Origin of the sequence: Streptomyces panacea, assembly GCF_040560175.1 — a bacterium.
GTDB classification, from domain to species: Bacteria; Actinomycetota; Actinomycetes; order Streptomycetales; family Streptomycetaceae; genus Streptomyces; species Streptomyces panacea.
Map to the genome: position 1 here is coordinate 11,619 of NZ_JARJHW010000062.1, position 25,526 is coordinate 37,144.

Annotated in this window: 26 protein-coding genes; 11 read left to right on the forward strand and 15 right to left on the reverse strand. The window is 70.0% G+C overall.

Annotation, left to right across the window (positions count from 1 at the left end):
• Nucleotides 1-2 precede the first annotated feature (2 nt).
• Complete coding sequence (locus tag P3L51_RS16930) at nucleotides 3-986, forward strand: aldo/keto reductase (protein WP_354606064.1); 984 nt, start codon at nucleotides 3-5, stop codon at nucleotides 984-986.
• A 135-nt stretch (nucleotides 987-1,121) separates the two neighbouring features.
• On the opposite strand, the gene thpR is transcribed toward P3L51_RS16930, so the two are convergent.
• Nucleotides 1,122-1,706: an RNA 2',3'-cyclic phosphodiesterase gene (gene thpR / locus P3L51_RS16935; protein ID WP_354606065.1), complete on the reverse strand. Its 585-nt coding sequence runs from the start codon at nucleotides 1,704-1,706 to the stop codon at nucleotides 1,122-1,124.
• Between the two features lie 131 nt (nucleotides 1,707-1,837).
• Here thpR and P3L51_RS16940 point away from each other — a divergent pair, with 131 nt between their 5' ends.
• A complete protein-coding gene (locus P3L51_RS16940) occupies nucleotides 1,838-2,392 on the forward strand; it encodes a Uma2 family endonuclease (RefSeq protein ID WP_354606090.1) in 555 nt (184 codons plus the stop codon).
• A gap of 42 nt (nucleotides 2,393-2,434) precedes the next feature.
• Here the strand turns inward: P3L51_RS16940 and P3L51_RS16945 are convergent, their stop codons facing one another.
• On the reverse strand, nucleotides 2,435-3,775 hold the full coding sequence (locus tag P3L51_RS16945) for an MFS transporter (protein ID WP_435594468.1): 1,341 nt from the start codon (nucleotides 3,773-3,775) through the stop codon (nucleotides 2,435-2,437).
• Between the two features lie 112 nt (nucleotides 3,776-3,887).
• Nucleotides 3,888-4,325, reverse strand: a complete 438-nt coding sequence (locus P3L51_RS16950; protein WP_354606067.1) for a MarR family winged helix-turn-helix transcriptional regulator — start codon at nucleotides 4,323-4,325, stop codon at nucleotides 3,888-3,890.
• Nucleotides 4,326-4,514: 189 nt separating this feature from the next.
• Between P3L51_RS16950 and P3L51_RS16955 the strand changes: the two genes are divergently transcribed.
• Complete coding sequence (locus P3L51_RS16955) at nucleotides 4,515-4,697, forward strand: ribbon-helix-helix protein, CopG family (protein ID WP_354606068.1); 183 nt, start codon at nucleotides 4,515-4,517, stop codon at nucleotides 4,695-4,697.
• 53 nt (nucleotides 4,698-4,750) lie between these two features.
• Here P3L51_RS16955 and P3L51_RS16960 read toward each other — a convergent pair whose 3' ends face one another.
• Entirely contained in the window at nucleotides 4,751-6,169 is a 1,419-nt protein-coding gene (locus tag P3L51_RS16960; RefSeq protein WP_354606069.1) for an NCS2 family permease, read from the reverse strand.
• Between the two features lie 245 nt (nucleotides 6,170-6,414).
• On the opposite strand from P3L51_RS16960, the gene P3L51_RS16965 reads away from it, so the two are divergent.
• Together P3L51_RS16965 and P3L51_RS16970 are read left to right on the forward strand one after the other, a co-directional pair.
• Nucleotides 6,415-6,678 carry a DUF2530 domain-containing protein gene (locus tag P3L51_RS16965; RefSeq protein ID WP_354606070.1) on the forward strand — a complete coding sequence of 88 codons (264 nt, stop codon included), beginning with the start codon at nucleotides 6,415-6,417 and terminating at the stop codon, nucleotides 6,676-6,678.
• Between the two features lie 108 nt (nucleotides 6,679-6,786).
• Nucleotides 6,787-9,249 carry an HAD-IC family P-type ATPase gene (locus P3L51_RS16970; protein WP_354606071.1) on the forward strand — a complete coding sequence of 821 codons (2,463 nt, stop codon included), beginning with the start codon at nucleotides 6,787-6,789 and terminating at the stop codon, nucleotides 9,247-9,249.
• Nucleotides 9,250-9,423: 174 nt separating this feature from the next.
• Here the strand turns inward: P3L51_RS16970 and P3L51_RS16975 are convergent, their stop codons facing one another.
• From P3L51_RS16975 to P3L51_RS17020, 10 genes are all read right to left on the reverse strand, one after another.
• Nucleotides 9,424-10,278, reverse strand: a complete 855-nt coding sequence (locus P3L51_RS16975; protein ID WP_354606072.1) for a calcium-binding protein — start codon at nucleotides 10,276-10,278, stop codon at nucleotides 9,424-9,426.
• A 192-nt stretch (nucleotides 10,279-10,470) separates the two neighbouring features.
• Nucleotides 10,471-13,581: a sacsin N-terminal ATP-binding-like domain-containing protein gene (locus P3L51_RS16980; RefSeq protein ID WP_354606073.1), complete on the reverse strand. Its 3,111-nt coding sequence runs from the start codon at nucleotides 13,579-13,581 to the stop codon at nucleotides 10,471-10,473.
• Nucleotides 13,582-13,772: 191 nt separating this feature from the next.
• A complete protein-coding gene (locus tag P3L51_RS16985) occupies nucleotides 13,773-14,702 on the reverse strand; it encodes a hypothetical protein (RefSeq protein WP_354606074.1) in 930 nt (309 codons plus the stop codon).
• 59 nt (nucleotides 14,703-14,761) lie between these two features.
• Nucleotides 14,762-15,217, reverse strand: a complete 456-nt coding sequence (locus P3L51_RS16990) for an NUDIX domain-containing protein (RefSeq protein WP_354606075.1) — start codon at nucleotides 15,215-15,217, stop codon at nucleotides 14,762-14,764.
• A gap of 181 nt (nucleotides 15,218-15,398) precedes the next feature.
• Entirely contained in the window at nucleotides 15,399-16,241 is an 843-nt protein-coding gene (locus P3L51_RS16995) for a helix-turn-helix domain-containing protein (RefSeq protein ID WP_354606076.1), read from the reverse strand.
• On the reverse strand, nucleotides 16,238-16,771 hold the full coding sequence (locus P3L51_RS17000) for a DUF6879 family protein (RefSeq protein WP_354606077.1): 534 nt from the start codon (nucleotides 16,769-16,771) through the stop codon (nucleotides 16,238-16,240). The genes P3L51_RS16995 and P3L51_RS17000 overlap by 4 nt, the downstream gene beginning before the upstream one ends.
• Nucleotides 16,772-16,776: 5 nt before the next feature.
• Nucleotides 16,777-16,986, reverse strand: coding sequence for a hypothetical protein (locus tag P3L51_RS17005; RefSeq protein ID WP_354606078.1), 210 nt, complete (start codon nucleotides 16,984-16,986; stop codon nucleotides 16,777-16,779).
• A 194-nt stretch (nucleotides 16,987-17,180) separates the two neighbouring features.
• Nucleotides 17,181-17,378 carry a DUF397 domain-containing protein gene (locus P3L51_RS17010; RefSeq protein WP_354606079.1) on the reverse strand — a complete coding sequence of 66 codons (198 nt, stop codon included), beginning with the start codon at nucleotides 17,376-17,378 and terminating at the stop codon, nucleotides 17,181-17,183.
• Between the two features lie 104 nt (nucleotides 17,379-17,482).
• The gene (locus P3L51_RS17015; protein ID WP_354606080.1) at nucleotides 17,483-17,842 is read right to left on the reverse strand and encodes a DUF397 domain-containing protein; all 360 of its coding nucleotides are present in this window, start codon (nucleotides 17,840-17,842) and stop codon (nucleotides 17,483-17,485) included.
• Nucleotides 17,839-18,672, reverse strand: coding sequence for a helix-turn-helix domain-containing protein (locus tag P3L51_RS17020; protein ID WP_354606081.1), 834 nt, complete (start codon nucleotides 18,670-18,672; stop codon nucleotides 17,839-17,841). Before P3L51_RS17020 ends, P3L51_RS17015 begins: the two co-directional genes overlap by 4 nt.
• 290 nt (nucleotides 18,673-18,962) lie before the next feature.
• On the opposite strand from P3L51_RS17020, the gene P3L51_RS17025 reads away from it, so the two are divergent.
• Nucleotides 18,963-19,400 carry a hypothetical protein gene (locus tag P3L51_RS17025; RefSeq protein WP_354606082.1) on the forward strand — a complete coding sequence of 146 codons (438 nt, stop codon included), beginning with the start codon at nucleotides 18,963-18,965 and terminating at the stop codon, nucleotides 19,398-19,400.
• Between the two features lie 53 nt (nucleotides 19,401-19,453).
• On the opposite strand, the gene P3L51_RS17030 is transcribed toward P3L51_RS17025, so the two are convergent.
• A complete protein-coding gene (locus P3L51_RS17030) occupies nucleotides 19,454-20,380 on the reverse strand; it encodes a DUF3027 domain-containing protein (RefSeq protein WP_354606083.1) in 927 nt (308 codons plus the stop codon).
• Nucleotides 20,381-20,798: 418 nt separating this feature from the next.
• Here P3L51_RS17030 and P3L51_RS17035 point away from each other — a divergent pair, with 418 nt between their 5' ends.
• The 5 genes from P3L51_RS17035 (at nucleotide 20,799) to P3L51_RS17055 (ending at nucleotide 25,502) form a co-directional block, all read left to right on the forward strand.
• Nucleotides 20,799-22,148, forward strand: a complete 1,350-nt coding sequence (locus P3L51_RS17035; protein WP_354606084.1) for an MFS transporter — start codon at nucleotides 20,799-20,801, stop codon at nucleotides 22,146-22,148.
• 27 nt (nucleotides 22,149-22,175) lie between these two features.
• Nucleotides 22,176-22,673, forward strand: coding sequence for a DUF2771 domain-containing protein (locus P3L51_RS17040; RefSeq protein ID WP_354606085.1), 498 nt, complete (start codon nucleotides 22,176-22,178; stop codon nucleotides 22,671-22,673).
• Nucleotides 22,674-22,815: 142 nt separating this feature from the next.
• Complete coding sequence (locus tag P3L51_RS17045) at nucleotides 22,816-23,508, forward strand: futalosine hydrolase (protein ID WP_354606086.1); 693 nt, start codon at nucleotides 22,816-22,818, stop codon at nucleotides 23,506-23,508.
• Entirely contained in the window at nucleotides 23,505-24,371 is an 867-nt protein-coding gene (locus P3L51_RS17050; protein ID WP_354606087.1) for a 1,4-dihydroxy-6-naphtoate synthase, read from the forward strand. The genes P3L51_RS17045 and P3L51_RS17050 overlap by 4 nt, the downstream gene beginning before the upstream one ends.
• 102 nt (nucleotides 24,372-24,473) lie before the next feature.
• Nucleotides 24,474-25,502 (forward strand): questin oxidase family protein, encoded by a 1,029-nt coding sequence (locus tag P3L51_RS17055; RefSeq protein ID WP_354606088.1) that lies wholly within the window; start codon nucleotides 24,474-24,476, stop codon nucleotides 25,500-25,502.
• Nucleotides 25,503-25,526: the final 24 nt, after the last annotated feature.

Consider the following 25,526-nt stretch of genomic DNA (forward strand, 5'->3'; position numbering starts at 1 on the left):
TCATGAAGTACACGCAGCTCGGACGCACCGGACTCAAAGTCAGCCGACTCGTCCTCGGCACCATGAACTTCGGACCTCTCACGAACGAGGCCGACAGCCACGCCATCATGGATGACGCGCTCGGCGCAGGCATCAACTTCTTCGACACCGCGAACGTCTACGGCTGGGGCGAGAACAAGGGCCGTACGGAGGAGATCCTCGGCACCTGGTTCGCCCAGGGCGGCGGCCGTCGCGACAAGGTCGTGCTCGCCACCAAGGTGTACGGGAACATGGCGGCGGACGGCGACGCGTGGCCCAACCACGACAAGCTGTCGGCCCTCAACATCCGCCGCGCGGTGGACGCCAGCCTCAAGCGGCTCCAGACCGACCACATCGATCTGTACCAGTTCCACCACATCGACCGCGACACCCCGGTCGAGGAGATCTGGCAGGCGATCGACACCCTGATCCAGCAGGGCAAGATCCTCTACGCCGGTTCGTCGAACTTCCCCGGCTGGAAGATCGCCCAGACCAACGAGACGGCACGCCGCCTGGGCTCGTACGGCCTGGTCAGTGAGCAGTGCCTGTACAACCTCGCCGAGCGCCGCGCCGAGATGGAGGTCATCCCGGCCGCGCGGGAGTACGGCCTCGGGGTCATCCCCTGGTCGCCGCTCCAGGGCGGGCTCCTCGGTGGCGCGATCCGCAAGGAGCGCGAGGGCGGCACCGGGAAGCGCTCGGGCGACCGGCTCGCGGACACGAAGATCCGTGAGCAGATCCAGGCGTACGAGGACCTGCTCGACAAGCACGGCATCGAGCCGGGCGAGGCGGCGCTGGCCTGGCTGCTCACCCGTCCCGGTGTGACGGGCCCGATCGTCGGCCCGCGCACGGGAGAGCAGTTGGAGTCCGCGCTGCGCGGGGTCGAGCTGGAGCTGTCGGACGAGGTGCTGACGTCGCTGGAGGAGATCTTCCCGGGTCCGGGGCCGTCGCCGGAGGCGTTCGCCTGGTAGTGGCCGGTCGGGCGCGTCCGGCCATCGGCCGGGCGCGCCTCAGCCGAACGCCGCCGCCACGGCGACGATCACGAACATCAGCACGAGCGCGGCGGCCATGATCCGGTTCCGTGTTTTGGGGTCCACGGGTCGAGGTTAACGGCCGTCGGCGGCGGACCTCGCGGTGGGGCAGCGCAGCAGCGTCTCGTACCTCGGCTGCTCGCCCGGGACCCCGGCCACGGGCAGCCTGCTCCGTACGAGCGCCAGGTCCCCGACCTCCCACGGCGTGCCCTCGAAGCCGTCGAGCGCCGCCGCGTACGGGCCCAGGTCGGTCTCGACCCGCGTACGGGCCAGCGTGAGATGCGGCCGGTAGGCGCGGTGCTCCTCCATCGGCAGCCCGGTCCGGCGCGCGGCGGCGTCGGCCCGTTCGGCGAGCCGCCGCAGCTCCCCGATCCCCCCGCCGGCCCCGGCCCACAGCGCGCGCCCGCCGAAGTGCCCACCAGCACGCAGCCGCAGGGGAAACGCTTCCGTACGGCGCGCGGCCCGCTCCAGCCGCTCGCTCAGCTCGGGCAGCAGCCCGTCGTCGACCTCGCCCATGAAGGCGAGCGTGAAGTGCCACCCCGCCCGCCCGGTCCACCGCAGCTCGTCGGCCCCGGGGAGCCCGAGCAGCCGCCGGTCGACGGCGGCGGCGAGTTCGTCGCCGGCGTGGGCGGGCGGCAGTACGGCGGCGAAGAGACGCATGGCGGCCAGTCTGGCATTCGGGCGTGCCCCGGTGACCGTGGTTATCGTTGTACCGCGCGGCTGCCGAATTTCGTACGGCAGCGGGGAGGAGCGCCACGGTGACTATCGCACTTGACGACGACAGGACCGACATGGCCAGTGAAGAGCTCAGCTTGGACGAACTGTTCGAGCGACTGGAGCGAATGCCTGTCCCCGAGGGATACAAGGTCGAGATCGTCGAGGGGAACATCTTCATTTCGCCGCAACGGGATATCCACTGGAACATCATTCGGAGACTCGTGCGAGCCCTTGAGGACCGCTTCGGCATGGACGTCAATGTGCTGTCGGACGTGCGCATGGACTTTCCGGACAGGAACGGCTTCGCCCCGGATGTGGCCAAACTCGCCGACGACGCGGAGAAGGACAGCCGCGGACGGTGGCGCTACCAGGACATCGAGTGGGTCGCCGAGGTCATCTCGAAAGGCACGGCCGTCTCGGACTACGGCCCGAAGAAGGACGCGTACGCCAAGGCTGCCATTCCGGTCTACCTGATCGCCGATCCGTACACCGGCCGCTGTCACCTCTACACCGAGCCGAAGGACGGCGACTACCACTCGCACCTGACCGTCGACTTCGGCACCGAGATCGATCTGACGGCCACGAGCCTCGGCCTCACCCTCAAGACCGACGAGTTCCCCCGGGACTGACCATCCCCCCGCCCGTCCCTCCGGCGACAACCGCGCCCGCGATCACGCGGCTGCCGCCAGCTTCTCCCGCGGCACGAACGTCACATGCGGGTGTCCCCTCCGCAGGTCGATCTTGAGGCGCAGATCGCCCACCCGGGCGAGCATCACGCCCACACCCACCGCCGCCAGCGCGGCGACCGCGCCGCCGGCCGCGAAGCCGACCCTGGCGCCGTAGGTGTCGGTGACCCAGCCGACGAGCGGGGCGCCCAGTGGCGTACCGCCCGTGAAGACCATCATGAACAGGGCCATCACCCGGCCGCGCATGGCCGGGTCCGTGGCCATCTGGATGCTGGAGTTGGCGGTCACGTTGACGGTGAGGCCGCACATGCCGACCGGCACGAGCAGCGCCGCGAAGATCCAGAACGTCGGCGCGAAGGCGGTCACGATCTCCAGCACGCCGAAGAGGACCGCCGCCGCCACCAGCAGCCGCATCCTGGACGTGCCCCGGCGCGCCGCGAGCAGCGCGCCGATCAGGGAGCCGACCGCCATCAAGGTGTTGAGCAGGCCGTACGTACCGGCGCCCGCGTCGTAGACGTCGTCCGCGAAGGCGGACAGCCAGATCGGGAAGTTGAAGCCGAAGGTGCCGATGAAGCCGACCAGCACGATGGGCCAGATCAGCTCGGGCTTCCCCGCGACGTACCGCAGCCCTTCCCTCAACTGCCCCTTGCCGCGCGGGGTGCGCTCGACCTTCAGCAGCTCGGAGTTGCGCATCAGCAACAGGGCGGTGAGCGGCGCGATGAACGACAGTCCGTTGAACAGGAAGGCGTAGCCGCTGCCGACCACGGTGATCAGGACACCGGCGACGGCCGGGCCCACGAGCCGGGCCGACTGGAAGTTGGCGGAGTTCAGGCTGACGGCGTTGCGCAGTTGGTCCGGGCCGACCATCTCGTGCACGAACGACTGCCGCGCCGGATTGTCGACCACCGTGACCAGGCCGAGTACGAAGGCCGTGGCGTACACGTGCCAGACCTGGACCTGACCGCTGAGGGTGAGGGCGGCGAGTGCGAGGCCGGTGATTCCCATCGCGGCCTGGGTGCCGAGCAGCAGGGTGCGCTTGTTGCACCGGTCGGCTATGACGCCGCCGTACAGGCCGAAGAGCAGCATCGGCAGGAACTGGAGGGCCGTGGTGATACCGACGGCCGTGGAGGATCCGGTGAGGGTGAGCACCAGCCAGTCCTGGGCGATGCGCTGCATCCAGGTGCCGGTGTTCGACACGACCTGTCCGGTGGCGAAGAGCCGGTAGTTACGGATCTTCAGCGAGCTGAACATGCTCGTGCGGGGCTGTTCCATGGGGTCGGGGGTGGTTGGTGCGGGGGCGGAGTCTGCTCCGGATCCCGTACTCAAAGTTGGTTCGCCTCCTCGGCGTCGACAACGTTCTCCTGCGGATGCGTGCTGGCTTCCAAGGGGGTGGGGGCTCGCGAACGCGCGGGCCGGAACGGCGGTGGTCCGGGGGGGGTTACAAGTGCGCGAGCTTCTCCAGCACGGGCGCCGCCGCGCGGAGCTTGGCCCATTCGTCCTCGTCCAGCCCCTCCGCCACGGCGGTCAGCCACGCGTTGCGCTTGCGGCGGCTCTCTTCGAGCATGGCCTCGGCCGTCTCGGTCGACGTGACCACCTTCTGGCGGCGGTCGTCGGGGTGCGGCTCCAGCCGGACGAGTCCCTTGGCTTCGAGCAGCGCCACGATGCGCGTCATCGACGGCGGCTGTACGTGCTCCTTGCGGGCCAGCTCGCCGGGTGTGGCCGAGCCGCAGCGGGCGAGGGTGCCGAGCACCGACATCTCGGTCGGGCTGAGCGACTCGTCGACGCGCTGGTGCTTGAGTCGCCGGCCCAGCCGCATGACGGCCGAGCGGAGTGCGTTCACGGCGGCCGCGTCGTCGCCGTGGGATAGGTCAGGCATGTTGTTTAGCGTAACTCATTACCTAAGCTAAGGAAAACGGAAAACGCGTCTCCCTCACCAGGTCGCACAGATCCCACACATCGCGCGACGCGTCGAGCTACACATCGAGCGGGCATAGCTCACTCGTACGAGTGAGACAACTGCGGAAAGTCACACCAGGGCCGGTACCCGCCCCCGACCCTGGGCGGCATGGGATCGACAGTGCTCAGCCTGCGGATAGACGGTGAGCTGCTCGACCGGCTCCGGCAGCATGCCGCCAGACGCGGAATGAGCGTCCAGGACTATGTGGTCGGGACGCTCATGCGCGACGATTTCGACGAACGCTTCCGGGCGTCCGTCGACGAGACGGAGAGGTTCTACGGCGCCGCGTGAGCGGGGCCGCCCGAGGGGCACTGCCTGCGCGGCGCCGCGGGCCCCGGGCGCGGCTAGGTCAGGCCCAGCGCCGGCATCGCGTAGTAGAAGACGAAGACCGCCGACACGACGTACATCGCCACCGGCACCTCACGGCCCCGGCCCGCCGCCAGCCGCAGCAGGCTGAAGGTGATGAAGCCGATGCCGATGCCGTTGGTGATCGAGTACGTGAACGGCATTGTCACCATCGCCAGGAACGAGGGAACGGCGACCGTGTAGTCGGTCCAGTCGATGTCCCGGACCGACCCGGCGAGGATCAGGAAGCCGACCGCCACCAGTGCGGGCGTCGCCGCCTGGGACGGCACCATCGTCGCGATCGGTGTGAGGAACAGCGCGAGCGAGAAGAGCGCGCCCGTCACGACGGACGCCAGTCCGGTCCGCGCGCCCTCGCCGACGCCCGCCGTGGACTCCACGAAACAGGTGGCGGCGGAGGACGAGGTCCCGCCGCCGGACGCGACGGCGATGCCGTCCACGAACAGCACCCGGTTGATACCGGGCAGCCGCCCCTTCTCGTCCATCAGCTTCGCCTCGTCGCCGACGCCGAGGATCGTGCCCATCGCGTCGAAGAACGTGGACAGCAGCACGGTGAAGACGAAGAGGGCGCCGGTGAGGATGCCGACCTTCTCGAAGCCGCCGAAGAGACTGAACTCGCCGAGCAGTCCGAAGTCCGGGCTGTCCACCGGGTTGCCCGGCCACTTCGGGGTCGTCAGGCCCCAGCTCGGCACCTCGGCGACCGCCTCGACGACGAGCGCCACGACCGTCATCGTCACGATCGAGATCAGGATCGCGCCGGGCACCTTGCGGACGATCAGTACGAGCGTGAGCAGCGCGCCGAGCGCGAAGACCAGCACGGGCCAGCCGTTGAGATGTCCGTCCGAGCCGAGCTGGAGCGGCACGGTGGTGTGCGCGGCATCCGGGATACGGGAGACGAAGCCGGAGTCGACCAGGCCGATCAGCATGATGAAGAGGCCGATACCGATGGCGATGCCCTTGCGGAGGCTGGTCGGTACGGCGTTCATCACCCGTTCCCGCAGCCCGGTCGCGACCAGCACCATCACCAGGAAACCGGCCAGGACGACCATGCCCATCGCGTCGGCCCAGCTCATCCTCGGGGCGAGCTGGAGCGCGACGACCGTGTTGACGCCGAGCCCGGCGGCGAGCGCGATCGGTACGTTGCCGATGACGCCCATCAGGAGGGTGGCGAAGGCCGCGGTCAGCACGGTGGCGGTGACCAGCTGGCCGCCGTCGAGCTGATGGCCGTACATGTCCTTCGCACTGCCGAGGATGATCGGGTTCAGCACGATGATGTAGGCCATCGCGAAGAAGGTGGCGAAGCCTCCGCGCACCTCGCGGGCGACAGTGGAACCACGCTCCGAGATCTTGAAGAAGCGGTCGATGGCGACCGGAGCGGTGGCCTTGTCCTGGGCGGGCATGCGCAACCTCAGTCGTCGTGATCACTGGTGTTCGAGCGAACGGAATTGGCCATGCGGAACAGGCCATTCGCAAAACCGTTTCAGTATGAACAGATGGACCGGTGATCGCTATCTCCGCGCGTAGAACCCTCGCTGGGACCCCTGGAGAGGCCACGCGGAGCCCACGCCGAGCCCGGCCCGAGCCCGGCCCGAGCCCAGCCCGAGCCCACGCCGTGCCGGGCCGACCCCCCGCATAGACTGACGTCATGGCCAAATGGACCCCGACGCATGAGGCACCCGAGCCCCTGGAGGGGCCGATCGTCCCGACCATCGTCGGCGGCACCCTCATCTGGTTCGTCCTCTTCCTCGTGCAGCTCCCCTTCTACGGCTGGTTCGACGACCACGGCCACCTCTGGTGGGTGTGGACCTGTCTGGCCGGTGCCGGGCTCGGCCTGATCGGCATCTGGTACGTCCGCAGGCGCGACGCCGCCATCAAGCGGGCGGCGGCACACAGCGACCACGCGCGGTAGTACGGCGTAGTGCCGTGGGTGGACTTGTGGTCACACCTCTCGTACCTCGGTCGGATCTTCCGGCCCTCCTGCGGGTGAACGCCCCCTCACCGCCGTAACGTCGACCTCATGACTCAGCGGGCGAAGACCGACACGGACGGCGGCGAGCCGCACGGCCCCGCCATCGACGCGGGGGCGGAGCTCGACCCCGTCCACCCGAGGGAGCTGCCCAAGTCGGCAGGCCGCGCCACCGGGCTGACCGCCGCGGAGGTCGCCGAGCGGGTCGCGCGGGGCGAGGTCAACGACGTTCCCGTACGCAGCAGCCGCTCCACCACCGAGATCGTCCGCGCCAACGTCTTCACCCGCTTCAACGCGCTCATCGGGATCCTCTGGGCCATCGTCCTCCTGGTCGCGCCGATCCAGGACAGCCTCTTCGGCTTCGTGATCATCGCGAACACCGGCATCGGCATCATCCAGGAGCTGCGCGCCAAGAGGACCCTCGACGGTCTGGCCGTCATCGGCGAGGCCAAGCCGGTCGTACGGCGCGACGGCGTCGCGGCCGGGATCTCCACCTCCGAGATCGTCCTCGGCGACGTCGTCGAGCTGGGCCCCGGCGACAAGGTCGTCGTGGACGGCGACATGGTCGAGGCCGACAATCTGGAGGTCGACGAGTCGCTGCTCACCGGTGAGGCCGACCCGGTGCTCAAGCGTCCCGGCGACACGGTGATGTCGGGCAGTTTCGTGGTCGCGGGCGGCGGCGCGTTCCGGGCGACGAAGGTGGGACGCGAGGCGTACGCGGCCCAACTCGCCGAGGAGGCCTCGCGTTTCACACTCGTCCAGTCCGAACTGCGCACCGGCATCAGCACGATACTGAAGTACGTGACCTGGATGATGGTCCCGACGGCGATCGGGCTGATCATCAGCCAGCTCGTCGTCAAGGAGAACGACTTCAAGGACTCCGTAGCCCGGACCATCGGCGGCATCGTCCCGATGATCCCGGAGGGCCTGGTACTGCTGACCTCGGTCGCCTTCGCGATCGGCGTCATCCGGCTCGGCCGCAAGCAGTGCCTCGTCCAGGAACTGCCCGCGATCGAGGGCCTGGCCCGGGTCGACGTCGTCTGCCTCGACAAGACGGGCACCCTCACCGAGGGCGGCATGGACATCACCGAGCTGCGGCCGCTGGGCGGTGCGGACGAAAGTCATGTACGCAAGGTGCTCGGCGCCCTCGGCGCGTCCGACCCCCGGCCCAACGCCAGCCTCCAGGCGATCATCGACGCGTATCCGGACGAGTCGGGGTGGCGGGCGATGGCAGCGCTGCCGTTCTCGTCGGCCCGCAAGTACAGCGGCGCCACGTTCGAGGAGGACGGCCGGGACGGGCCGACGAGCTGGCTCCTCGGCGCGCCCGACGTCCTGCTGCCCGCGGGGGATTCCACGCTCGACGGGATCGACACCCTCAACAGGCAGGGCCTGCGGGTGCTCCTGCTGGCCCGCGTCGACGGCGCGCCGACGCTCGACGCGCCCGACGTGGCGGACGGCGCGGTGCCGACGGCCCTCGTCGTGCTGGAGCAGCGGCTGCGCCCCGACGCCGCCGAGACGCTCACGTACTTCGCCGACCAGGACGTGGCGACGAAGGTGATCTCCGGCGACAACGCGGTCTCGGTCGGCGCCGTGGCCGCGAAGCTCGGGCTGCCGGGCGCGGACCGTACGGTCGACGCGCGCCAACTGCCCGGCGACCGCGAGGAGATGGCGCAGGCGCTCGACTCGGCCTCGGTCTTCGGCCGGGTCAGCCCGCAGCAGAAGCGCGAGATGGTGGGCGCGCTCCAGTCGCACGGGCACACGGTCGCGATGACCGGTGACGGCGTCAACGACGTACTCGCGCTGAAGGACGCCGACATCGGCGTCGCGATGGGGTCGGGGTCGGAGGCGACGCGGGCGGTCGCCCAGATCGTGCTCCTCAACAACAGCTTCGCCACGCTGCCTTCGGTGGTGGCCGAGGGCCGCCGGGTGATCGGCAACATCACGCGTGTCGCGACGCTGTTCCTGACGAAGACGGTCTACTCCGTGCTGCTGGCCATCCTGGTGGTGTGCACGCAGGTGGAGTACCCGTTCCTGCCCCGGCATCTGACGCTGATCTCCACGCTCACGATCGGCGTCCCGGCGTTCTTCCTGGCGCTCGCGCCGAACAAGGAGCGGGCCAGGCCGAACTTCGTACGCAGGGTGATGCGGTACTCGATCCCCAGCGGCGTCGTCGCCGCGGCCACCACGTTCACGACGTATCTGCTGGCCCGCGCGCACTACAGCGGGTCGGGTTCGCTGACCGCCGAGACGAGCGCGGCGACACTGACGCTGTTCCTCGTCTCGATGTGGGTGCTGGTGATCATCGCCCGGCCCTACACGTGGTGGCGGGTGGCGCTGGTGCTGGCGATGGGGTTCCTCTTCCTGGTCGTGCTGGTCGTGCCCTCGCTCCAGAGCTTCTTCGCGCTGAAGCTGGTGGGCACGACGATGCCCTGGACGGCGGTGGCGATCGCGGGCGCGGGCGCGGTGCTGCTGGAAGCGGCGTGGCGGCTGGTGGACCGGAAGTACCCGGCGTAGGGCGCCCGGCGGGGGCGCCGGCCCGGCGAGGGCCGCGCTCCCGGCCCGGCGGCGGCCGTGCGCCACGCCGTGGACGGGTGGCGGGACGGCGAAGGGCCCCGCGCGTGTCGCGCGGGGCCCTCGGTACGACCGCTCGAACTACTGGAACTACTGGAACCGCACGAACCGCGTGGACTAGTTGACGTCCACGAAGTCGCCGGCGGGGACGACCGCCGGGGTGGTGGACGTACCGGCGAAGTTCCAGCGCCAGTAGCCGTCCACGGTGGCCTTGGAAGTGGTCTTCAGCGTGCCGGTGGTGGAGGTCTTGACCGTCTTGACCGTGGTGTAGGTGGTGCTGGTCTTCTTACGGAACTGGAGCTGCACGGGCTGGGTGGAGTAGCCCTTGTAGGTACCCGTCTCCCAGTTGGCGCGCGACAGCTTGCCCGTGATCGTGATCGTGCCGCCCTTCGCCACCGGCTCGGGGGCGGCGTTGACGTCCAGCTTGGACAGCCGCTGGAGCTTCGTCTTGCCGAACTTGTCGTTCTGCGCGCTGAAGGTGTCGTTCGACTTCACCCAGATGCCGACGTTCCAGGTCTTCGTGTCGCCGTTGAGGAGCCAGTCCGGGTCGATCTCGATGTTCTGCGTGCAGGTGGAGGTGGTGGTGTTCGTCTCCTTGCACGTGAAGGCCTGGGGCGCGCCGAACCCGAAGGAGTTCGGGTCGTCCACGCTGACACCGGTCCAGATGATCGCGTCGGCGTCGAGGATGCCGGACGGGTGCGACGCGGTGATCGAGACGGAGACCTTCTTGACGGCCTTGGCGCCGACGACGATGGGCTTGCCACCGTTCACCACGGCCTTGCTGATCACCGGGGCCTCGACGTCCGCCCCGGCCTTGCTCTTGGGCGCGGCGGCGGAGCCCTGGTGAGTGGCGGAGCCGTAGGAGGGCACGCCCGGACGATCGCCCGCGGGAGCGGCCTGGGTGGCCGGCACGGCGAGGGCGGACAGAGCCAGGGCACCGGTCGCGACGGCGACAGTGGCACGGATTCGCATGCAATTCCCCATTGGTCAGTGAGCCCGTTGGCTCGCCTGCTGAGACGAGAAATACGGGCCGATGGTTGTGCGCCGCGTGACTTTTCCGTGAAGGTCACACATCTGGGTCGTGGGTGGTCATTGGTGGTGACCGGTGGTGGTGGCGGGTGGCCGGTGGCGGGCCGTCAGTGGTGGGTGGCCAGTGGTGGGCGGTCAGTCGAACCAGCGGTCCCGCGCCAGTTCCTCGGTGCGCGACGCGTCCTCCAGCAGCGCGGCCACCTCGAAGCGGCGCGGCCACTGCCCCGCCGCCCACGCCAGCCCGGCGGCGACGCCCTCCACGGTGGCCGCGTGGACCGTGCCGTCCGGCGTACGCCGCCAGTCCAGCTCCACGCCGCCCGCCAGCAGTCGCTCGTGCTCGATGTACGTGTCGGGGGTGCCCGCGCCGAGCAGTACGCGGACGGAGTCCGGCACCTCGTACTCCTCGCCCTCCGTCGTCACCTCCGCCGTGACGCTCTCGCCGAGGCGCCCGACCTGCAACAGCTCCCCGAGGTCCCCGGCGCGCGCCGGGGCCACCGGCAGCAGCGGCAGTCCGCCCGCCAGCGGCAGCAGGTCGGGCGCGTCCGCGATCACGGCGTCCGCCGCGTCGACGATCCGCACCTCGCCGTCCACGACGGCGCGCAACTCGTCCGGAAGGGTGACCTGTTCGGGGTCGAGCTCGGCGATGGCGGTGTAGAGGGCGTGCAGCTGACGGGCGGTCACGTCCCGGTCGGGGTCCGCCAGCCGGCCCAGCAGCTCGGCCGCGCCGCCCGGTTCGTCGAGCAGGGCGGCGACCGAGGTCCGTACGCCCAGGGCGCGCAGCACCTGCGTGTCCTCGAAGCCGGACGCGTCCACGGAGTCGTACAGCCCGGCCAGCAGCGGATCGCCGCCCGCCGCGCGCAGACCCGCCGGGCGGCGCCCGTCGAGCACCGGGTGGTCGCGCAGCCACCAGGCCGTGTAGGAGCGGACGCTCTCGGTCGTGCCGTCGGGCAGCAGGACCCGAACGGGCGCGGTCAGCGCGTCCCGCAGGGGCGGCCTCGCCAGCAGGGCGAGGGCCGCCGGCCAGGCGTCGTCGTCCACGAGGTCCAGGTCGCGTACGGCGACGATCTCGGTGGCGACCGGTGGCACGGGCGTCTCGGGCAGCCGGTCCAGGACGTCCTCGCACCAGACGTCGACGGCGTCGAGGAGACCGGCGTCGTCCGGTTCGGCGAAGTCGCCGTCGCGCGGCTCCAGTTCGTCGGGGTCCAGGACGACGTCCGTGGCGCGTACGAGGGTGAAGTTGGCCAGCACCCCGACGGCGGCGAGCGGCTGTTCGCCCCAGCGTTCGGCCAGGTCGGCGTCGCACAGGGCGAGTTCGTCCTCGCGCATGACGGCGGCGAACGGGCTGCCGGGCAGGACGAGTTCACCGGCGGGGGCGAGTTCGCCCTCCTCGTCGGGCAGGGCGAGCGCGGCCAGCCACGGCTCGTCGCCGACATCCAGGTCCGCGTCCCGCACCAGGGCGAGGACCGTCTCGGCCAGTTCCTCGGCGTCCAGTTGGTTCTGAGGGTCCTGGTCCCAGAAATCACCGGAGTCCAGCGAGGCGGCGACCGCCGCCCGGACCTCCGGCGTCGTCAGCACGGCGCGCGGGGTGGCGGGCAGCGCGCCCAGCTTCTCCAGCAGCGGGTGGGCAGCGTCGGGGTGCGCCACCTTCAGGCCGAGCCTGGCCAGGTCGGCGGGCGTGTCGGCGAGCGGCAGCAGGACCCGCCGGGGGCCGACGGCCGTACGACCGCTGGTGAGCGGCACCGGCAGTCCGGACAGCCGGTCCGGGTCGACGCCGGCCAGCGACTCGTAGAGCCGCCGCCACCACTCGGGGGCGCGCTCGCTGCCGCCGATGCGCTCGATGGCATCGCCGAGCGGCAGCCGGCCGACCGTCAGGGACCGCAGCTCCGTGCGCCGTTCGAGGCCGGCGGGCAGCAACGTGGGCAGCACTTCGGCCAGTACGCGTACGGTCTCGTCGCCCGCGCCCTCCACGACCTCCGCCTCGAAGGGCCGCAGCGCCGTCAACTCCTCGCTGGGAGCGGCCGGTTCGAGGAAGGCGACGCGCGGCAGCCGTCGCAGGATCGCGGCCCGCAGCACCCCGTCCAGCTCGCCCTTGCCGAGCGGCCCCGGCACCAGGTCGATGGTGCCGGTGGACACCGGCCGCCAGTCGCCGAGCAGTTCGGCGTACGCGTCGGCGGCCCGCTCCACGAGGAAGTCGGTGAGCGGTCCGGGCGCGGGGTGCCGCCGGGTGGTGTCCAGGGGCAGCGTGGCGATCAACAGGGCGGGCACGCCCAGGGGTTCGTCGGTCGGTGTCGGGGCGTGCACGAAGGGCGCGGTACGGGGCCGGGCCGGGGCGCCTTCGCCGTCCACCGGGACGGCCCAGGTGACCGCCCAGTGGGGGCGCAGTCGTTCCTCGACGGGGCGGCCTTCGAGGAGTTCCGGCGCGGTGGCGCCGTGGTGGCTGACGACCCGCCAGCGGCTCACGGCCTCGGCCGCACTGTCCTCGACATGCACGTACGCCCCGTGCACGCTGCGCCTCAACACCCGCTCGCCGTCGGGGGTTTCGACGACGATCTCTTCGAGCCCCGGCAGGGTCAGCAGCAGCGCGTCGTCGATCGCGGCGAGCAGCCGCTCCACCAGATCGAGCGCGGTCCCGTCCCGCAGGGGCAGGATGACCACGGTGTCGTAACCCTCGGGCGCGCTGCCCTCGGCGGGCAGCGGCAGCCGCAGCAGCGGCACGTGCCCGTCCCGGCGGCGCAGCTCGTCGCCGAGCCCGGGGCTCGCCTCGGCGGCCTGCTGGGCCAGCCCGCGCGCCTCGGCGAGCGACCAGCGGACACCGCCGTGCCGCCCGACGACGGCGGGCTCGTCACTGACGGCGATGACGGCGGCGAAGCCGACACCGAACCGCCCGACGGCGGACTCGTGCCCCTCGCGCTTGGCGGAGGCGCGCAGGGTACTGAGGGATTCCACCCCGATCGCGTCAAGGGGCGCGCCGGTGTTGGCGGCCACGAGCACGGCGGGGCTGTCGGAGGACGCGGGCCGCAGCGTGAGCCGGAGCCGCCCGGGGGCGCCCGCGCGGGCGGCCGCGTCGGCGGCGTTCTGCGCCAGCTCGACGATCAGCCGGTCACGGTACCCGCCGAGCGCCAGGTCCTCCTCGGCGTTGGCGTCCTCCCGGAACCGCGCGGGACCCGCCCCCCACGAGTCCAGCACCGCACGCCGCAGCCGACCCGTTCCGAACGGATCGGCCCCCTCGGTCGTCGTGACGCTCACCCTGTGACTCCGCTCTGTCCGCCTACCGGTCCGCTACTCGGTAAGTGTGCGGCCCGAAGGTACCGCGCGGCACGCCTCCGACGGGGTGAGGGTGCACACCCCCGGCCGGCGAGCGCCAGGTGAATCCGTTCGGGCTTGTCGAGACCGTAGGCGCCGGCGGCGGCGCACGGTCGGGGGAGGCGAGAGACTGCCTACGCTGTCAGGCCGGGCTCGAAGTATCCCGGGGTGCGGAAGAGGCCCGTGAAGGTTCCGGGACCGTGCCGGTCGTCCAGCCATGCCCCCAGCGCTGTCACATCACCGCTGATGATGGCCGCGAGAAGGCGCGTGTGGCACTCGTTCTCTTCCCCAGGGGCGAACTCCTCAAGGAAGTGCGTGTACCGGCGGTTCACGCCCTTCTCGTAGCCGTTGATGGCCGTCGCGTACCGCGTCTGCTCTTCACTGCCCGATACGTCGACCACGCGCCGGGTGTCCTCTTCCGTGAGCATCCCTGTCGCGTCCCGGAAGGCGAGGGCGCCGAGAACATCCGAGGGTTCCGTCACTCCGAAGTGTTCTGCCGTCCGCCGGGTGACGGTGCGAGCCTCTTTGTCACACGCACCTTCCATGACGATCCCAATGTTTCGCGTGTGGTGGGTTCCGCGCTGGTCGGCTGCTGAGTAGGACTGTCCGGTTGCGCGGCGGTAGTTGATTCCGTATTGAGTACGGACGGGAACGCCCGCGACATCCACGTACCGCCGACGCGACCCGTAGTGAAGGCAGTCATGGGTGTACGCGCGCAGCAGGTCGAGAAGTGCCGACGCAGGGTGTTCGGGATTTCGGCGTTCCATGGCCCCGTACATGGTGATGACGGCCACCATTTGAAGGTGCCGGTATCCCTGGTCCGGGTGGTGGAATCCGCCGAAGGCGCCGGGGCGCGAGGAGTCACAGCCGACCAACACGCGGTCGAGCGGCAGCATCCTCGTCAGCCCGTACCCGATGTAACGGCGTCTGGCGTTTTCGACGCCGGCGTGAAAGGGCGTGGTGTCGATTCCGGCTGCCGCCCATCGGCTGAGCATTTCCGAGAGAGGCCGGAACACATGGTCTGGGTGGCGCTTCGCGATCAGCGGTGACACGTCGGCACGCATCGCCGCCAGTGTGGCCAATGCCTCAGCGCCGGTGACAGACTCGTTCGGGGCAAGTTCCGTTAAATTGGCGTACTCGGCTTGATGAGTTGGACGTGGGACTCCTGCATCCCCTCCGGGAGCGCGTTCGGACTGAACCATTTCGCCTCCAGAATCTCGAAGCTGTCGAGCTTGAGATCTCCACCCACGTGAAGTGCCTCGTAGGCGATTTCCACGCGGAGCTTGTAGCCGCTGGTCACTTGCACCAGTTGGCCCGGGACGACTTCGAGGCCGGTTTCCTCTCGGACCTCGCGAACGATGGTCTGCGGGAACTCCTCACTCTTGATCGCGTAGCCGGTGGGAAGTCCCCAGGGGCGGTTCGCCGGCCACATTCGGTGCTTGAGAAGCAGGATTTCCCCCTCTTCATTGCGCACTACTCCCGTGACCCCGACCATGAATTTCGCGTTGGCGAGCCAGAGAACACGCCATTGCAAAGGTCCGCGAATGAGCTTCCACATTCGGGCGACGATTCGCTTCATATGCACCGTATCGATTAGGGCAGGCGCGTCCAACGCCTGCGACGCCGACTCACCCCGGGCCATGGGGTACGGGTCATGCCCCATACCTGGGCTTCACGGATACGCTAAGCCGTTTACGCCGCCAACTCCCGCTGTGTTTCTCGATGTTTCTCGCGCTGGTGCGCGATCTTCCCGATGATTCTCACGCGGCAGCGAGCAGCCGGCGAGCGCGGGCCAGAACCCGGTGAGCGTCGGGACCGTACGCGGCAGCATTGTTCAGCCGGTCCCAGACTCTCCCGTAGAGCGCCACGTCGACCGGGTCGTCCAGCCGCAGCTCCGTACTGATCGTCTCCACCCGGACCAACTGCTCATCGAAGATCCAGAATCCATGCTTCGGGGTCAGCGCCATGGGTGCGCCAAGAGGGACGATCCCAAGGGAAACCGTGCTCAGACCGATCAGCCCGGCGAGGCGGTCAAGCTGCGCGGCCAGCGTCTCATGGGCGCAAGGGAGAGCGTGCAACGCTCCCTCCCACATGATGACGCGGTGACGTTTCCGAGGCTCGTACAGCGCTTCCTGTCGCCTCATGCGGGCGCGCACAGCGGCCTCCGTATCGCGGGGCGTCTGGTGAATCTCGGCGTTGTGGGTCAGCAGCGCGCGAGCGTAGTCGGGAGTTTGGAACAGCCCGGGAATCACAGTCGCCTCGTAGGCCCGGATCGTCTGTGTCTCGCGGTACTCGACTACCGACTTCTCCTGAATCGGACCGTGGCCGGTGGAGAGCTGACGACGACGGGATTGAACGTGTGTCTCCAGCCCCTGCAATCGGCGCCGTAGGTCCTCGGCCTCTTCCGGAGCGTCACAGCCACGGGCCCACTCGTCCAGGTCTTCAGGCCTCGCCGTCTGACGCCCGTTCTCCAGTTTGGAGACCTTCGAGTGGGGCCAGTGACAGCGCGCGGCCAGTTGCCGACCAGTCAGCCCGGCCGCGGTGCGCACCTCCCGAAGCCGCGCACCGAGGGCTCCACGGGCTCTCTGGTAATCCGTGCTCACACAGCGGAAGATACCCGCGCTGTGAACTCCTCGCACGGAACAGCGAAGTGCCAGGCACTATCACGGACTTGACACGCTTCGAGTACTTCTGCCGGACCGGTGATCAGCTCAATTCCGAGCGTGCGGCCATCCTCGTGATGAAAGCGGGCCAGCTTGCGCGAGTCGAACAGCCAGAAGTCGGCGGAGGGCAGGAGCAGCCGGTCGGCAGCGGCGCGCCACAGATGCCGGATGTCCTCTCCCGCCTCGATGGTCACCGGAGCCCCGGCAAGCAGGTACCGCTGGTTCTCGGTAGGCGGGTCGTCCACGATCCGTACACGTTCCACCCGCTTACCCTGCTCGGCCAGCTTCCGTCTGCCGGCCAGAAACGCTTCTCGTCCCTCAGCACTGTAGCCCTCGCCACGGGCCCACTTCTGGTACCGGTCCGACTTCTGGTCGGCCTCGTACCCGCGCTGCGTTTCAAGCCGCCAAGCCGTGTGCTCGAACTCCTCGAACAGATCGTTCAGCGCGGCCGTACTGATCAGCTCAGGCACTCCGGTCACTCCTTCGGTGCGAAACGCACCAGCAACTCACGCGGGATCACGACGAACGCTTCCCGTTCCTTGACGTCAGCGAGCTGGGCCAGGTCGTCGGGGTCGGTCACCTTGTCGCCCTGAACGATGATCTCGCCCGTGTCCAGGTCTTCGTAGAGCGTGGGACAGTCATTGTCCTCGCTGGTGGTTCCGAGCATCTTCAAACGCCTTGCCATGGGTGCTCCCTTCACAGCCAACACAGCCTCACCAGCATGGAGGCCGGGTGTTGGTCTGTCAGCGGAACAGCGAAACCCCGCCCCACTCCCAGCAGGGGACAGACGCGGGGCTCTATGGTGCTGCGGTTCAGTCTCACGAGAGGGAGGCTTTCCGCCACCGGGCGTGAGTCAGGCGGTGCATCTGCCTCAACGCATCAAACGTGGTGGCCGAACTCGCCCGCCTTGACACCGGCGAGGAACGCCCTGAGCTTTTCCGGGCTGGTGGTCAGAACAACCTGAGGGGCGATGCTCTCACGTACAAGAATTTCACCACCCAGCAAAGCAAGCTCCACACAGTTGGTATTTCCGGTAGAGAACGACGACTTCTGCCAGGAAGCTTCTTCTGAGATCACAGCAGGCTCACATTTCCCTTGTCAGCGGGACGCGTTGGGCCAGACAACAACCAAGGTTCGCCGGTGCCACGACAGCGGTTGTCCTGCTGGGGCACCAGCATTGTTCAGGTACTCGCGCAAAGCTGCGGCTCTCGGTTCAGGACACCGTCGAGGAAGAAGAGCCACTCGCGATGCGTGAAGATGTGAGGCTCCACGGCATCCTGGCTGTCGCTCAGGAGTACCGAACTGCCCGTGATGGAGACCGCGATGCGCGACATCTCCGCCGGCACCAAGCCCCGGAGGCGATTCTGAAAGGTGATCCAGTCGGCAACCGGGTAGACGTGGGCCGGCTTCAGCGGGTCCTTGCTGTCGCGCACCGCGACCAAGTCGCCCGGGATGAAAGCGACTTCGACGCATCCCTGGGCACTCTCGGAGAGGGAAGCCTTCCGCCACTGAGCGTGGGTCAAGTCAGGCATTTTTTTCATCGCATCTCCTTCAGTACGGCCTTTATGAACCGCACCGACTCGGCTTCATCGAGCGCCATACCGCGCAGACCGCTGTGGGAGTGGTCGAAGCGGCGGGTGTCCTTGGGCTTCTGGATGTACAAGTTGCCACCGGGACTGTCCACGTAGACCACGGCAGGTTCCGTGGGGTCGGGAAAATCGAGGATGGTGAAAGCACCGGTGAGCGCCGAGTGGGCACCCTTCGCGTAGGTCAGAACCTGCACGACGATGTTGGGAATCTCCTCCGCCTGTTGGACCAGGTGCCGCAGCTGTTCGCGCTGGGCTTCGAGACCGCCGACCTGCCGCCACAGGCACGCCTCGTCGAGTACGACGACGAGGTCCACCGGCTTTGGCTCCCGTACGAGGACCCTCTGCCGCTGCATGTGGAATTGAAGGAGCGTTTCGATCTCTCCGGCGGACACAGAGGAACTGGCGGCGCGCAACACAGCGCGGGCGTAGTCCTCGGTGCGCAGGAGACTGTGGACGGTGCCGAGGGCGTAGACCCGGAGCGTGGCGGCCTCCGCCTCCAGGCCGATATAGGTATCGAGGTTCGGCGGGAGATCGAAGTTGGTCCACCATGCCTGTTCCGGCGACGCACTGTGCAAGTTCAGCAAGTGTTCGCGCGTCTCGGCGGGTGCCTCGTATGCCTCCAGGAGGCACTTGAGCTCGATGATCTGGACATCACGCTTGCCGTTCTCGATACGACTGATGGTGGAGTCGGAACGACCGATCGCCTGCCCTGCCTCCTCGATGGTCAGCCGAGAAGTTTCACGAAGCTCCGCGAGTTCGCGGCCCATCTTGCGGCGCTTCACCACCGGTCCTTGATTCGCCATCTGCGCACCTCCCCTCAGTGTCCCTCTACGCACACGGTTCCATCCTGCCGCACGGCGTCGACCACGGCGTAGTCGATGTATTCATACGATCCTCCGACTGCCAGAAGTCTCAGTGAATCTTCTCTGTGAAGTTGCAGGTAGAAGATTCAGACGTTCATTCTGGGGTGACGCACTCATCACTTCTGGCGATCGCCAGGTCTGTCCGACCGCGCCTTCGAGCGGACAGCGCCGGGTGCCGTGGCCGGCTGGAGCCAGGAGGGAAACCTCGGATGGGCACGAAGAAGTTCGATGCCAGGCAGCACTCAACGCGAGGGATCGAGGAGCGGCTCATGATCGACGAGACGCCGCCGGGGGTAGGGGGCCCGGTTCTCGATATCTCCGTAGGCAGATTGGCCGAGTTCCGGGGGCCGGTCGGCGAGCTGTGGCTGCTGCGGTCCTACCTCGGTACGTACGAATGGGAGGGGCGCCCCGAGGATGTGCGGCGGGCCGAAGAAGCCCAGACGCCGGGCAGCGCCGCGCCTTCCGAAGCGCACACGGAGTGCGAGGAGTGCGACGCGTGGTGGTGGGCCGAGCAACTTGCCTTGGATGATGACGAATTGAGCGAAGCGGTCGACTGCCGCATCTACCTCGGACGGCATCAGAACACCACGCACGGCGGCGCCCCACCTACGGCGTCCCCGGGCTCGGCAGGACCGTCCGGCGATTGAGGACGAACCGGCCCGCCGGGCGGACCCGGCGCGGCCGATCACGGGCGGACCGGTCAGGCGGGGTCCGGGTCCTGCGAGTCGCCGCCCTCCGCCGGAGGCCCCAGTTCGAACGCGTCCGCGCGCAGCTCGTCCAGCACGTGCGGGGCCGGGCGGGGTGGCGTGGGCATCACGGCGGCCTCGGAGTGGCCGCCGCAGCCGTACGCCAGGGACACCACCCGTCCGTCGGCCGGCGAGAACTCGTTCGCGCAGACGCCGAACGCCTGCCGCAGCGAGCCGGCGAGCGGCAGGAGGAAGCCGCAGGACACACAGGGCGCGGGCGCCGCCTGGGCCATGGGGGTCTTCGCGCCGAACGCCTCGTCCCAGCGGTCGGCCGCGATGTGGAGCCCGTACCGGGACAGCACCCTGGCCCGGCGCATGCCGAGTTCCTCGGCGACCGCCGAGATCGTGCCGCGGACGCTGAGCGGGGTGGCGGCGTCGGCCGGTGCGCCGTCGCGGTCCGTCTCCTCCGCGTCCTCCGCCTCGACCAGGTCGGCCAGGGCCTGCGGGGTGACGGCGTCCATCACGGCGGAGTTCGGCGGGGGCGCGTCCTCGCCGGTGTAGCCGGGCTCCAGGCGCAGATCCTCCGCCTCGGTCGGCAGCAGATCGCCGGGGCCCATGTCGCCGGGGCGCAGCCGGTCGCTCCACGGCACCCATTCGGGTGCCTGGAGGGAGTCGGGGCCGGGCAGCAGCACCGTTTCGTCAAGGGTGACGAGCTTGGAGCGGGACGCGCGGGCGACGGTCACCGCCCAGCGCCAGCCGCGGTAGCCCATCTCCTTGCATTCGAAGAGATGGGTGACAACGCGGTCACCTTCGGACACCGCCGACACATGCTCGCCGACGACACCGGGCGCGGCAGCCTCTTCGGCTGCCGACCTCGCGAGGTCTACCGCCTCGGCGCACAGGCGGTCAGGGGTTCGGCTTCGAGTCGTCGCAGCACTCACAGGTCTCGCTTCTCTCCTACGCCGTTTCACGGGTGCGCCGGCCGAGTCGCGATGTACGGGCCGCGGGCGGAGCGGACCAGAGGGCCGCATCGACGTCCACACCCGACTTCTCTCGGGCACACCTACCGTCAACCATTCTGCGGGATGACGAAGAGGCGCGCGGCCGAGAACAACCGCCGGTGGCGCGCTACGCACGCTACCCTCTCCGCCGCCCGCCGCCCACCCGCACGCCCCCTTTCCCGGTGTTCGGGCAGTCCGGAGGGGGTGCGAGCACGTCGGAAAAGCCTGGAACCGGTGGTGGAGCGGGCAGCCGGACACGCCGTGAAATCTCGGCAAAGTAATGAGAAGAACAGCTGAACTCAGCGCGTCAGCGACGTCGCGGGCGTTCCCCCACCCGAAGTGGGGGCACTATGACGGGGTGGCAGCCGTCAGGTCGTCGGAGGAGGCTGGGCCGTTCCGCAGAGCGGGCCGGTCGGTCGGGCGTGCCCTGCACCTGCCGTTCACCGGCACCGCCAAGGGCATCCGCAAGGCGACGCACGCGCACGGCGCGGGCGAGTCCGGCCTCGGCCGGCTGATCGAACTGCACGCGGTGAACGGCGCGGGTGACGTCATGATCACCGTCGCCCTCGCATCGACGGTCTTCTTCTCCGTACCGACCGACGAGGCCCGTGGCCGCGTCGCGCTCTACCTGGCCGTCACCATGGCCCCCTTCACGCTCCTGGCCCCGGTGATCGGCCCGCTCCTGGACCGCCTGCCGCACGGCCGCCGGGCCGCGATGGCCGGCGCCATGCTGACCAGGGCGCTGCTCGCGCTGACCATGTCGGGCGCGGTCGCGACGGGTGGTCTTGAGCTGTATCCGGCCGCGCTGGGCGTGCTCGTCGCGTCGAAGGCGTACGGAGTCGTGCGCAGCGCGGTCGTGCCGCGTCTGCTGCCACCGAAGTTCCCCCTGGTCCGGGCCAATTCCCGGGTGACGCTCGCGGGGCTGCTCGCGACGGGTGCGGCGGCCCCGATCGGGGCCGGCCTCCATCAGATCGGCCCCCAGTGGCCGTTGTACGGCGCGTTCGTGATCTTCGTCGCGGGCACCTTCCTGGCGTTCACGATGCCGCCGAAGGTCGACTCCGCGAAGGGCGAGCGCAAGGCGCAGCTGGTGGCGCGGGCCGGCAAGAAGCGGCCGAGCCTGCGGACGGTCGGCCCGTCCGTCTTCAACGGCCTCCAGGCGAACGCGGCACACCGCGCGCTCTCCGGCTTCCTGATCTTCTTCCTGGCGTTCCTGCTGCGCCAGCATCCGCTGGCCGGGCAGAGCGCCGCCGTCTCGCTCGCCATCGTGGGTGTCGCCGCCGGTACGGGCAACGCGGTCGGTACGGCGGTGGGCGCCTGGCTCAAGACCCGCGCGCCCGAGTTGATCATCGCGACGGTGCTGGGGCTCGCGCTCACCGCGGCGATCCTCGCCGCGGTCTTCTTCGGTGGCCTGATGATCGCGGTGCTCGGTGCCACGGCCGGTTTCACCCAGGCGCTGTCGAAGCTGTCGCTGGACGCGTGCATCCAGCGGGACGTCCCGGAGGAGGTCCGTACGTCCGCCTTCGCGCGTGCCGAGACGCTGCTCCAGATGTCCTGGGTGGTGGGCGGCGCGATCGGTATCGCCCTGCCGCTCAACGGCGTGCTCGGCATGTCGGTGGCGGCCGGTCTGGTGGCGACCGGGGCGCTGTTCTCCGTACGGGGGCTGCTCGGCGCGGCCCGGCACGGCGCGCCGCACCCGCGCGTCGCCTGAACGGCGCCGGGCGATAGCCTTCGGCCCATGACCGTTGCGTTTATCTCTGCCAGGGCCCGCCGGACCGGTGTCGCGCTCGGCGCCATGTCCGCGGGCCTGCTCGCCCTTTCGGCCTGCGACAAGCCGACACCGCTTTCGACGTTGACGGTCGGTACGGACTCCGTGCACTCCGAGGCGACCTGCTACAACGACGGCGAACCGCTGGGCGACGAGGCGACGCTCAAGAAGTGCCTCAACGACACGGCCGGGCGGAAGACGATCACGGTCTCCCCCGACGACAAGATCCACTTCGGCGTCGACCCGGAGATCGCCCACAACGGCTGGACCTTCTACATCGAGGGCCAGCGGGTCGAGCCGGCGCCGGACAAGAACACCTACCGGACCTTCCCGGCCAGCGCGTTCTTCTCGTCGCAGGACGGTCAGCCGATCAAGACCGTGAATCTGAGCATCGTCGAGACGAACGAGAAGAAGCGGGCCGTGACCGGGGTCTGGAACTTCGAGCTGAAGAACAAGTCGCTGACCTGATCGGGGGCTGATCGGGAGCTGATCTGGGCCTGATCTGACCGGGTCGGGTCCCGATCCGGTCCCGGACCGATGGGGTCCCGGCCCGATCAGGTCCTGCATCCTGGCGGTGTCGCCGGTCTTCCCGGCGAGGGAGGGGCGTTTCGTGCGCGTACTGGTGGTGACGGCCGTGACCGCCGAGGCCGACGCGGTCTCGGGCGGGCTCGGTGCCGGCGCGGCACGCGGCCTGCCGGGCGGTTACGTACTGACCGCCCACCCGCGTGCGGACGTCCTGGCGGCCGGGGTCGGCCCCGCCGCGGCCGCGGCCGGTACGGCGACCGCCCTGGCCCTCGCCGCCGCCTCCCCCGCCCCGTACGACCTGGTCGTCTCCGCCGGTATCGGCGGCGGGTTCCAGCCGCTCGCCCCCGTCGGCTCGCTGGTGGTGGCGGACGCGATCGTCGCCGCCGACCTGGGCGCCGAGACGCCCGAAGGCTTCCTCCCGGTGGACGAGCTGGGCTTCGGCCGCACCGTCCACCACCCGCCCCCGGAGCTGGCCGCCCGGATCGCGGGCCTCCTGGACGCCGTGCACGCGCCGGTGCTGACCGTCTCCACCGTGACCGGATCGGCGGCCCGTACCGCCGAACTGGCCGCGCGCCACCCGCGCGCCGCCGCCGAGGCCATGGAGGGCTTCGGCGTCGCGGAGGCCGCGGCGGCGTACTCGGTGCCGGTGGTCGAGATCCGCGCGGTCTCCAACGCCGTCGGCCCGCGCGACCGTTCGGCCTGGCGCATCGGCCCGGCGCTGGACGCGCTGCGGTACGCCTTCCAGCAACTCAGCCCCGTCTTCGAGGAGTCGCCATGAGGCACGCCGCCGTACCCGCCGTACCGCCACTGCGCATCGCGTACTCGCCCTGCCCCAACGACACGTTCGTCTTCGACGCCTGGGCGCACGGCCGGGTGCCCGGCGCGCCCGAGCTGGACGTGACGTTCGCGGACATCGACATCACCAACGGCCTGGCGGAGCGCGGCGAGCTGGACGTGCTGAAGGTGTCGTACGCCGTGCTGCCGTGGGTCCTCGACGAGTACACCCTGCTGCCGTGCGGCGGCGCGCTCGGCCGCGGCAACGGTCCGCTGGTCCTGACCCGCGAGCCGGCCGCCGACCTGACGGGCAGGACCGTCGCCGTACCGTCCGAACGGTCCACCGCCTACCTGCTGTTCAGGCTGTGGGCGGCGGAGGTCCTGCCGGGCGGGGTGGGCCGGATCGTGGTCATGCCCTTCCACGAGATCATGCCGGCGGTGCGCGACGGCAAGGTCGACGCGGGGCTCGTCATCCACGAGGCGCGCTTCACCTACCAGGACTACGGGCTGCACCGCCTCGCCGACATGGGTGAGCACTGGGAGTCCACGACGGGGCTGCCGATCCCGCTGGGCGCGATCATCGCGAAGCGGAATCTGGGCGCGGACACGCTCCAGTTGCTGGCGGACTCGGCGCGTACGTCGGTCCGTATGGCGTGGGACGACCCGGAGGCCTCGCGCCCGTACGTCCGCGCGCACGCGCAGGAGATGGACCCGGCGGTCGCGGACCAGCACATCGGGCTGTACGTCAACGAGTTCACCGCCGACCTGGGCCCGGACGGCTACGCGGCGGTCCGCGGCCTGCTCACCCGGGCATCGGCGGAGGGCCTGGTCCCACCGCTCGCCGCGGACGCGCTGACGTTCGGCTGACCCCGACCGGCGGGCCGGGACTTCGGTCCTACGCCCGGCGGGCGGGGCCTTGGTCCGCGCGGCCGATGCGCGACCGGCGGGCACGCCCCTAACGTCACGCCCATGGTCAACGACGTGAACGCGAGCGGTGTCCTGGACGAAGCCCTGGAGCGGCTGCACGCCTCGGGCCCGGAGATCTACGAGTGGCGCCTCACCAACCACGCGCCCATGGTGGTCGAGGCGCTCGCCGGCCACGGGCGGTCGGCGGCCGTGCACCGCTGGCTGGACGCCTACCAGGACAGACTCGACGACTTCCCCGCCCCCGTGTCCCCCGTCACCGACGCCAACTGGCGCGAGGCGCTGGGCGATTCGCGCCGGGGCGCCGACTGGATCGGCTACTTCCTGCGCGCGATCGGGGAACGGCCCTGGCGGGACGTGCTCGCCGAGTGGTGGCCCCGGCTGCTGCCCGGAATGTACGGCGGATCCACCCACCCGGTGATCCGGGTCGGCCACGCCGTACGCGTCATCACCGAGAGCGGCGAGACCACGCCACGCCTCACCGAACTCGCCCACGGCCTCGGCTACTGGGCCGCCCGGCACCACCCGGCCCCGGGGGTCGCCCCCCTCGCGGGCGCCCCGGACGCCGACGGCGCGCTGGAGGCGGTGCCCCCGATCGGCGACCTCCGGGGCGGCTTCACGGACCGGCTCGCGCGGGTCGGCCGGCTGCCGGTCTGGTCGGCCGACGTGACCGACCCGGACGAGGCGCGCCGCCGGCTGACGGACCTGGTCCGCGCCTCGACGCACCGCTACGCCACCCACGGCCACGGCGACGAGACGATGCTGGTCCACGCGGCGACGGCGCCCAACGCCGTACTGCGCACGCTGCCCGCCCTGCCGCGCGCCCTGTGGGTCCCGAGCCTGCACGCGGCGTGGACGGCCTCGGCGGCGGTGACGGCGATGTACGCCCCGGCCGAACCGGTCCCGTACACACCGGCCACCGGCACCACCCCCGAAGAGGTCCTGGAACGCGCCCTGGCCCACGGCGACGAACACGTCATCAAGTTCGCGGACACCGCCGTGGAAGTGGGCGACGAACAGGCCCTCACCGCGGCACTGCGCGCGGTGGCCCTGAGCGAGCCGCTGAGTTACTGAGGCGCGGGTGGGCGGGGGCCCGGC

Bases quoted from the DNA above. Each gene is read 5' to 3' on its own strand.
- P3L51_RS17015 (WP_354606080.1), bottom strand. From the start codon at position 17,842: ATGAAAAAAATGCCTGACTTGACCCACGCTCAGTGGCGGAAGGCTTCC.
- P3L51_RS16965 (WP_354606070.1), top strand. From the start codon at position 6,415: ATGGCCAAATGGACCCCGACGCATGAGGCACCCGAGCCCCTGGAGGGG.
- P3L51_RS16950 (WP_354606067.1), bottom strand. From the start codon at position 4,325: ATGCCTGACCTATCCCACGGCGACGACGCGGCCGCCGTGAACGCACTC.
- P3L51_RS16990 (WP_354606075.1), bottom strand. From the start codon at position 15,217: ATGAAGCGAATCGTCGCCCGAATGTGGAAGCTCATTCGCGGACCTTTG.
- P3L51_RS16970 (WP_354606071.1), top strand. From the start codon at position 6,787: ATGACTCAGCGGGCGAAGACCGACACGGACGGCGGCGAGCCGCACGGC.
- P3L51_RS16940 (WP_354606090.1), top strand. From the start codon at position 1,838: ATGGCCAGTGAAGAGCTCAGCTTGGACGAACTGTTCGAGCGACTGGAG.
- P3L51_RS16955 (WP_354606068.1), top strand. From the start codon at position 4,515: ATGGGATCGACAGTGCTCAGCCTGCGGATAGACGGTGAGCTGCTCGAC.
- P3L51_RS16975 (WP_354606072.1), bottom strand. From the start codon at position 10,278: ATGCGAATCCGTGCCACTGTCGCCGTCGCGACCGGTGCCCTGGCTCTG.
- P3L51_RS17050 (WP_354606087.1), top strand. From the start codon at position 23,505: ATGAGGCACGCCGCCGTACCCGCCGTACCGCCACTGCGCATCGCGTAC.
- P3L51_RS16985 (WP_354606074.1), bottom strand. From the start codon at position 14,702: ATGCGTGCCGACGTGTCACCGCTGATCGCGAAGCGCCACCCAGACCAT.
- P3L51_RS16960 (WP_354606069.1), bottom strand. From the start codon at position 6,169: ATGCCCGCCCAGGACAAGGCCACCGCTCCGGTCGCCATCGACCGCTTC.
- P3L51_RS16930 (WP_354606064.1), top strand. From the start codon at position 3: ATGAAGTACACGCAGCTCGGACGCACCGGACTCAAAGTCAGCCGACTC.
- P3L51_RS17055 (WP_354606088.1), top strand. From the start codon at position 24,474: ATGGTCAACGACGTGAACGCGAGCGGTGTCCTGGACGAAGCCCTGGAG.
- P3L51_RS17005 (WP_354606078.1), bottom strand. From the start codon at position 16,986: ATGGCAAGGCGTTTGAAGATGCTCGGAACCACCAGCGAGGACAATGAC.
- P3L51_RS17025 (WP_354606082.1), top strand. From the start codon at position 18,963: ATGGGCACGAAGAAGTTCGATGCCAGGCAGCACTCAACGCGAGGGATC.
- P3L51_RS17040 (WP_354606085.1), top strand. From the start codon at position 22,176: ATGACCGTTGCGTTTATCTCTGCCAGGGCCCGCCGGACCGGTGTCGCG.
- thpR (WP_354606065.1), bottom strand. From the start codon at position 1,706: ATGCGTCTCTTCGCCGCCGTACTGCCGCCCGCCCACGCCGGCGACGAA.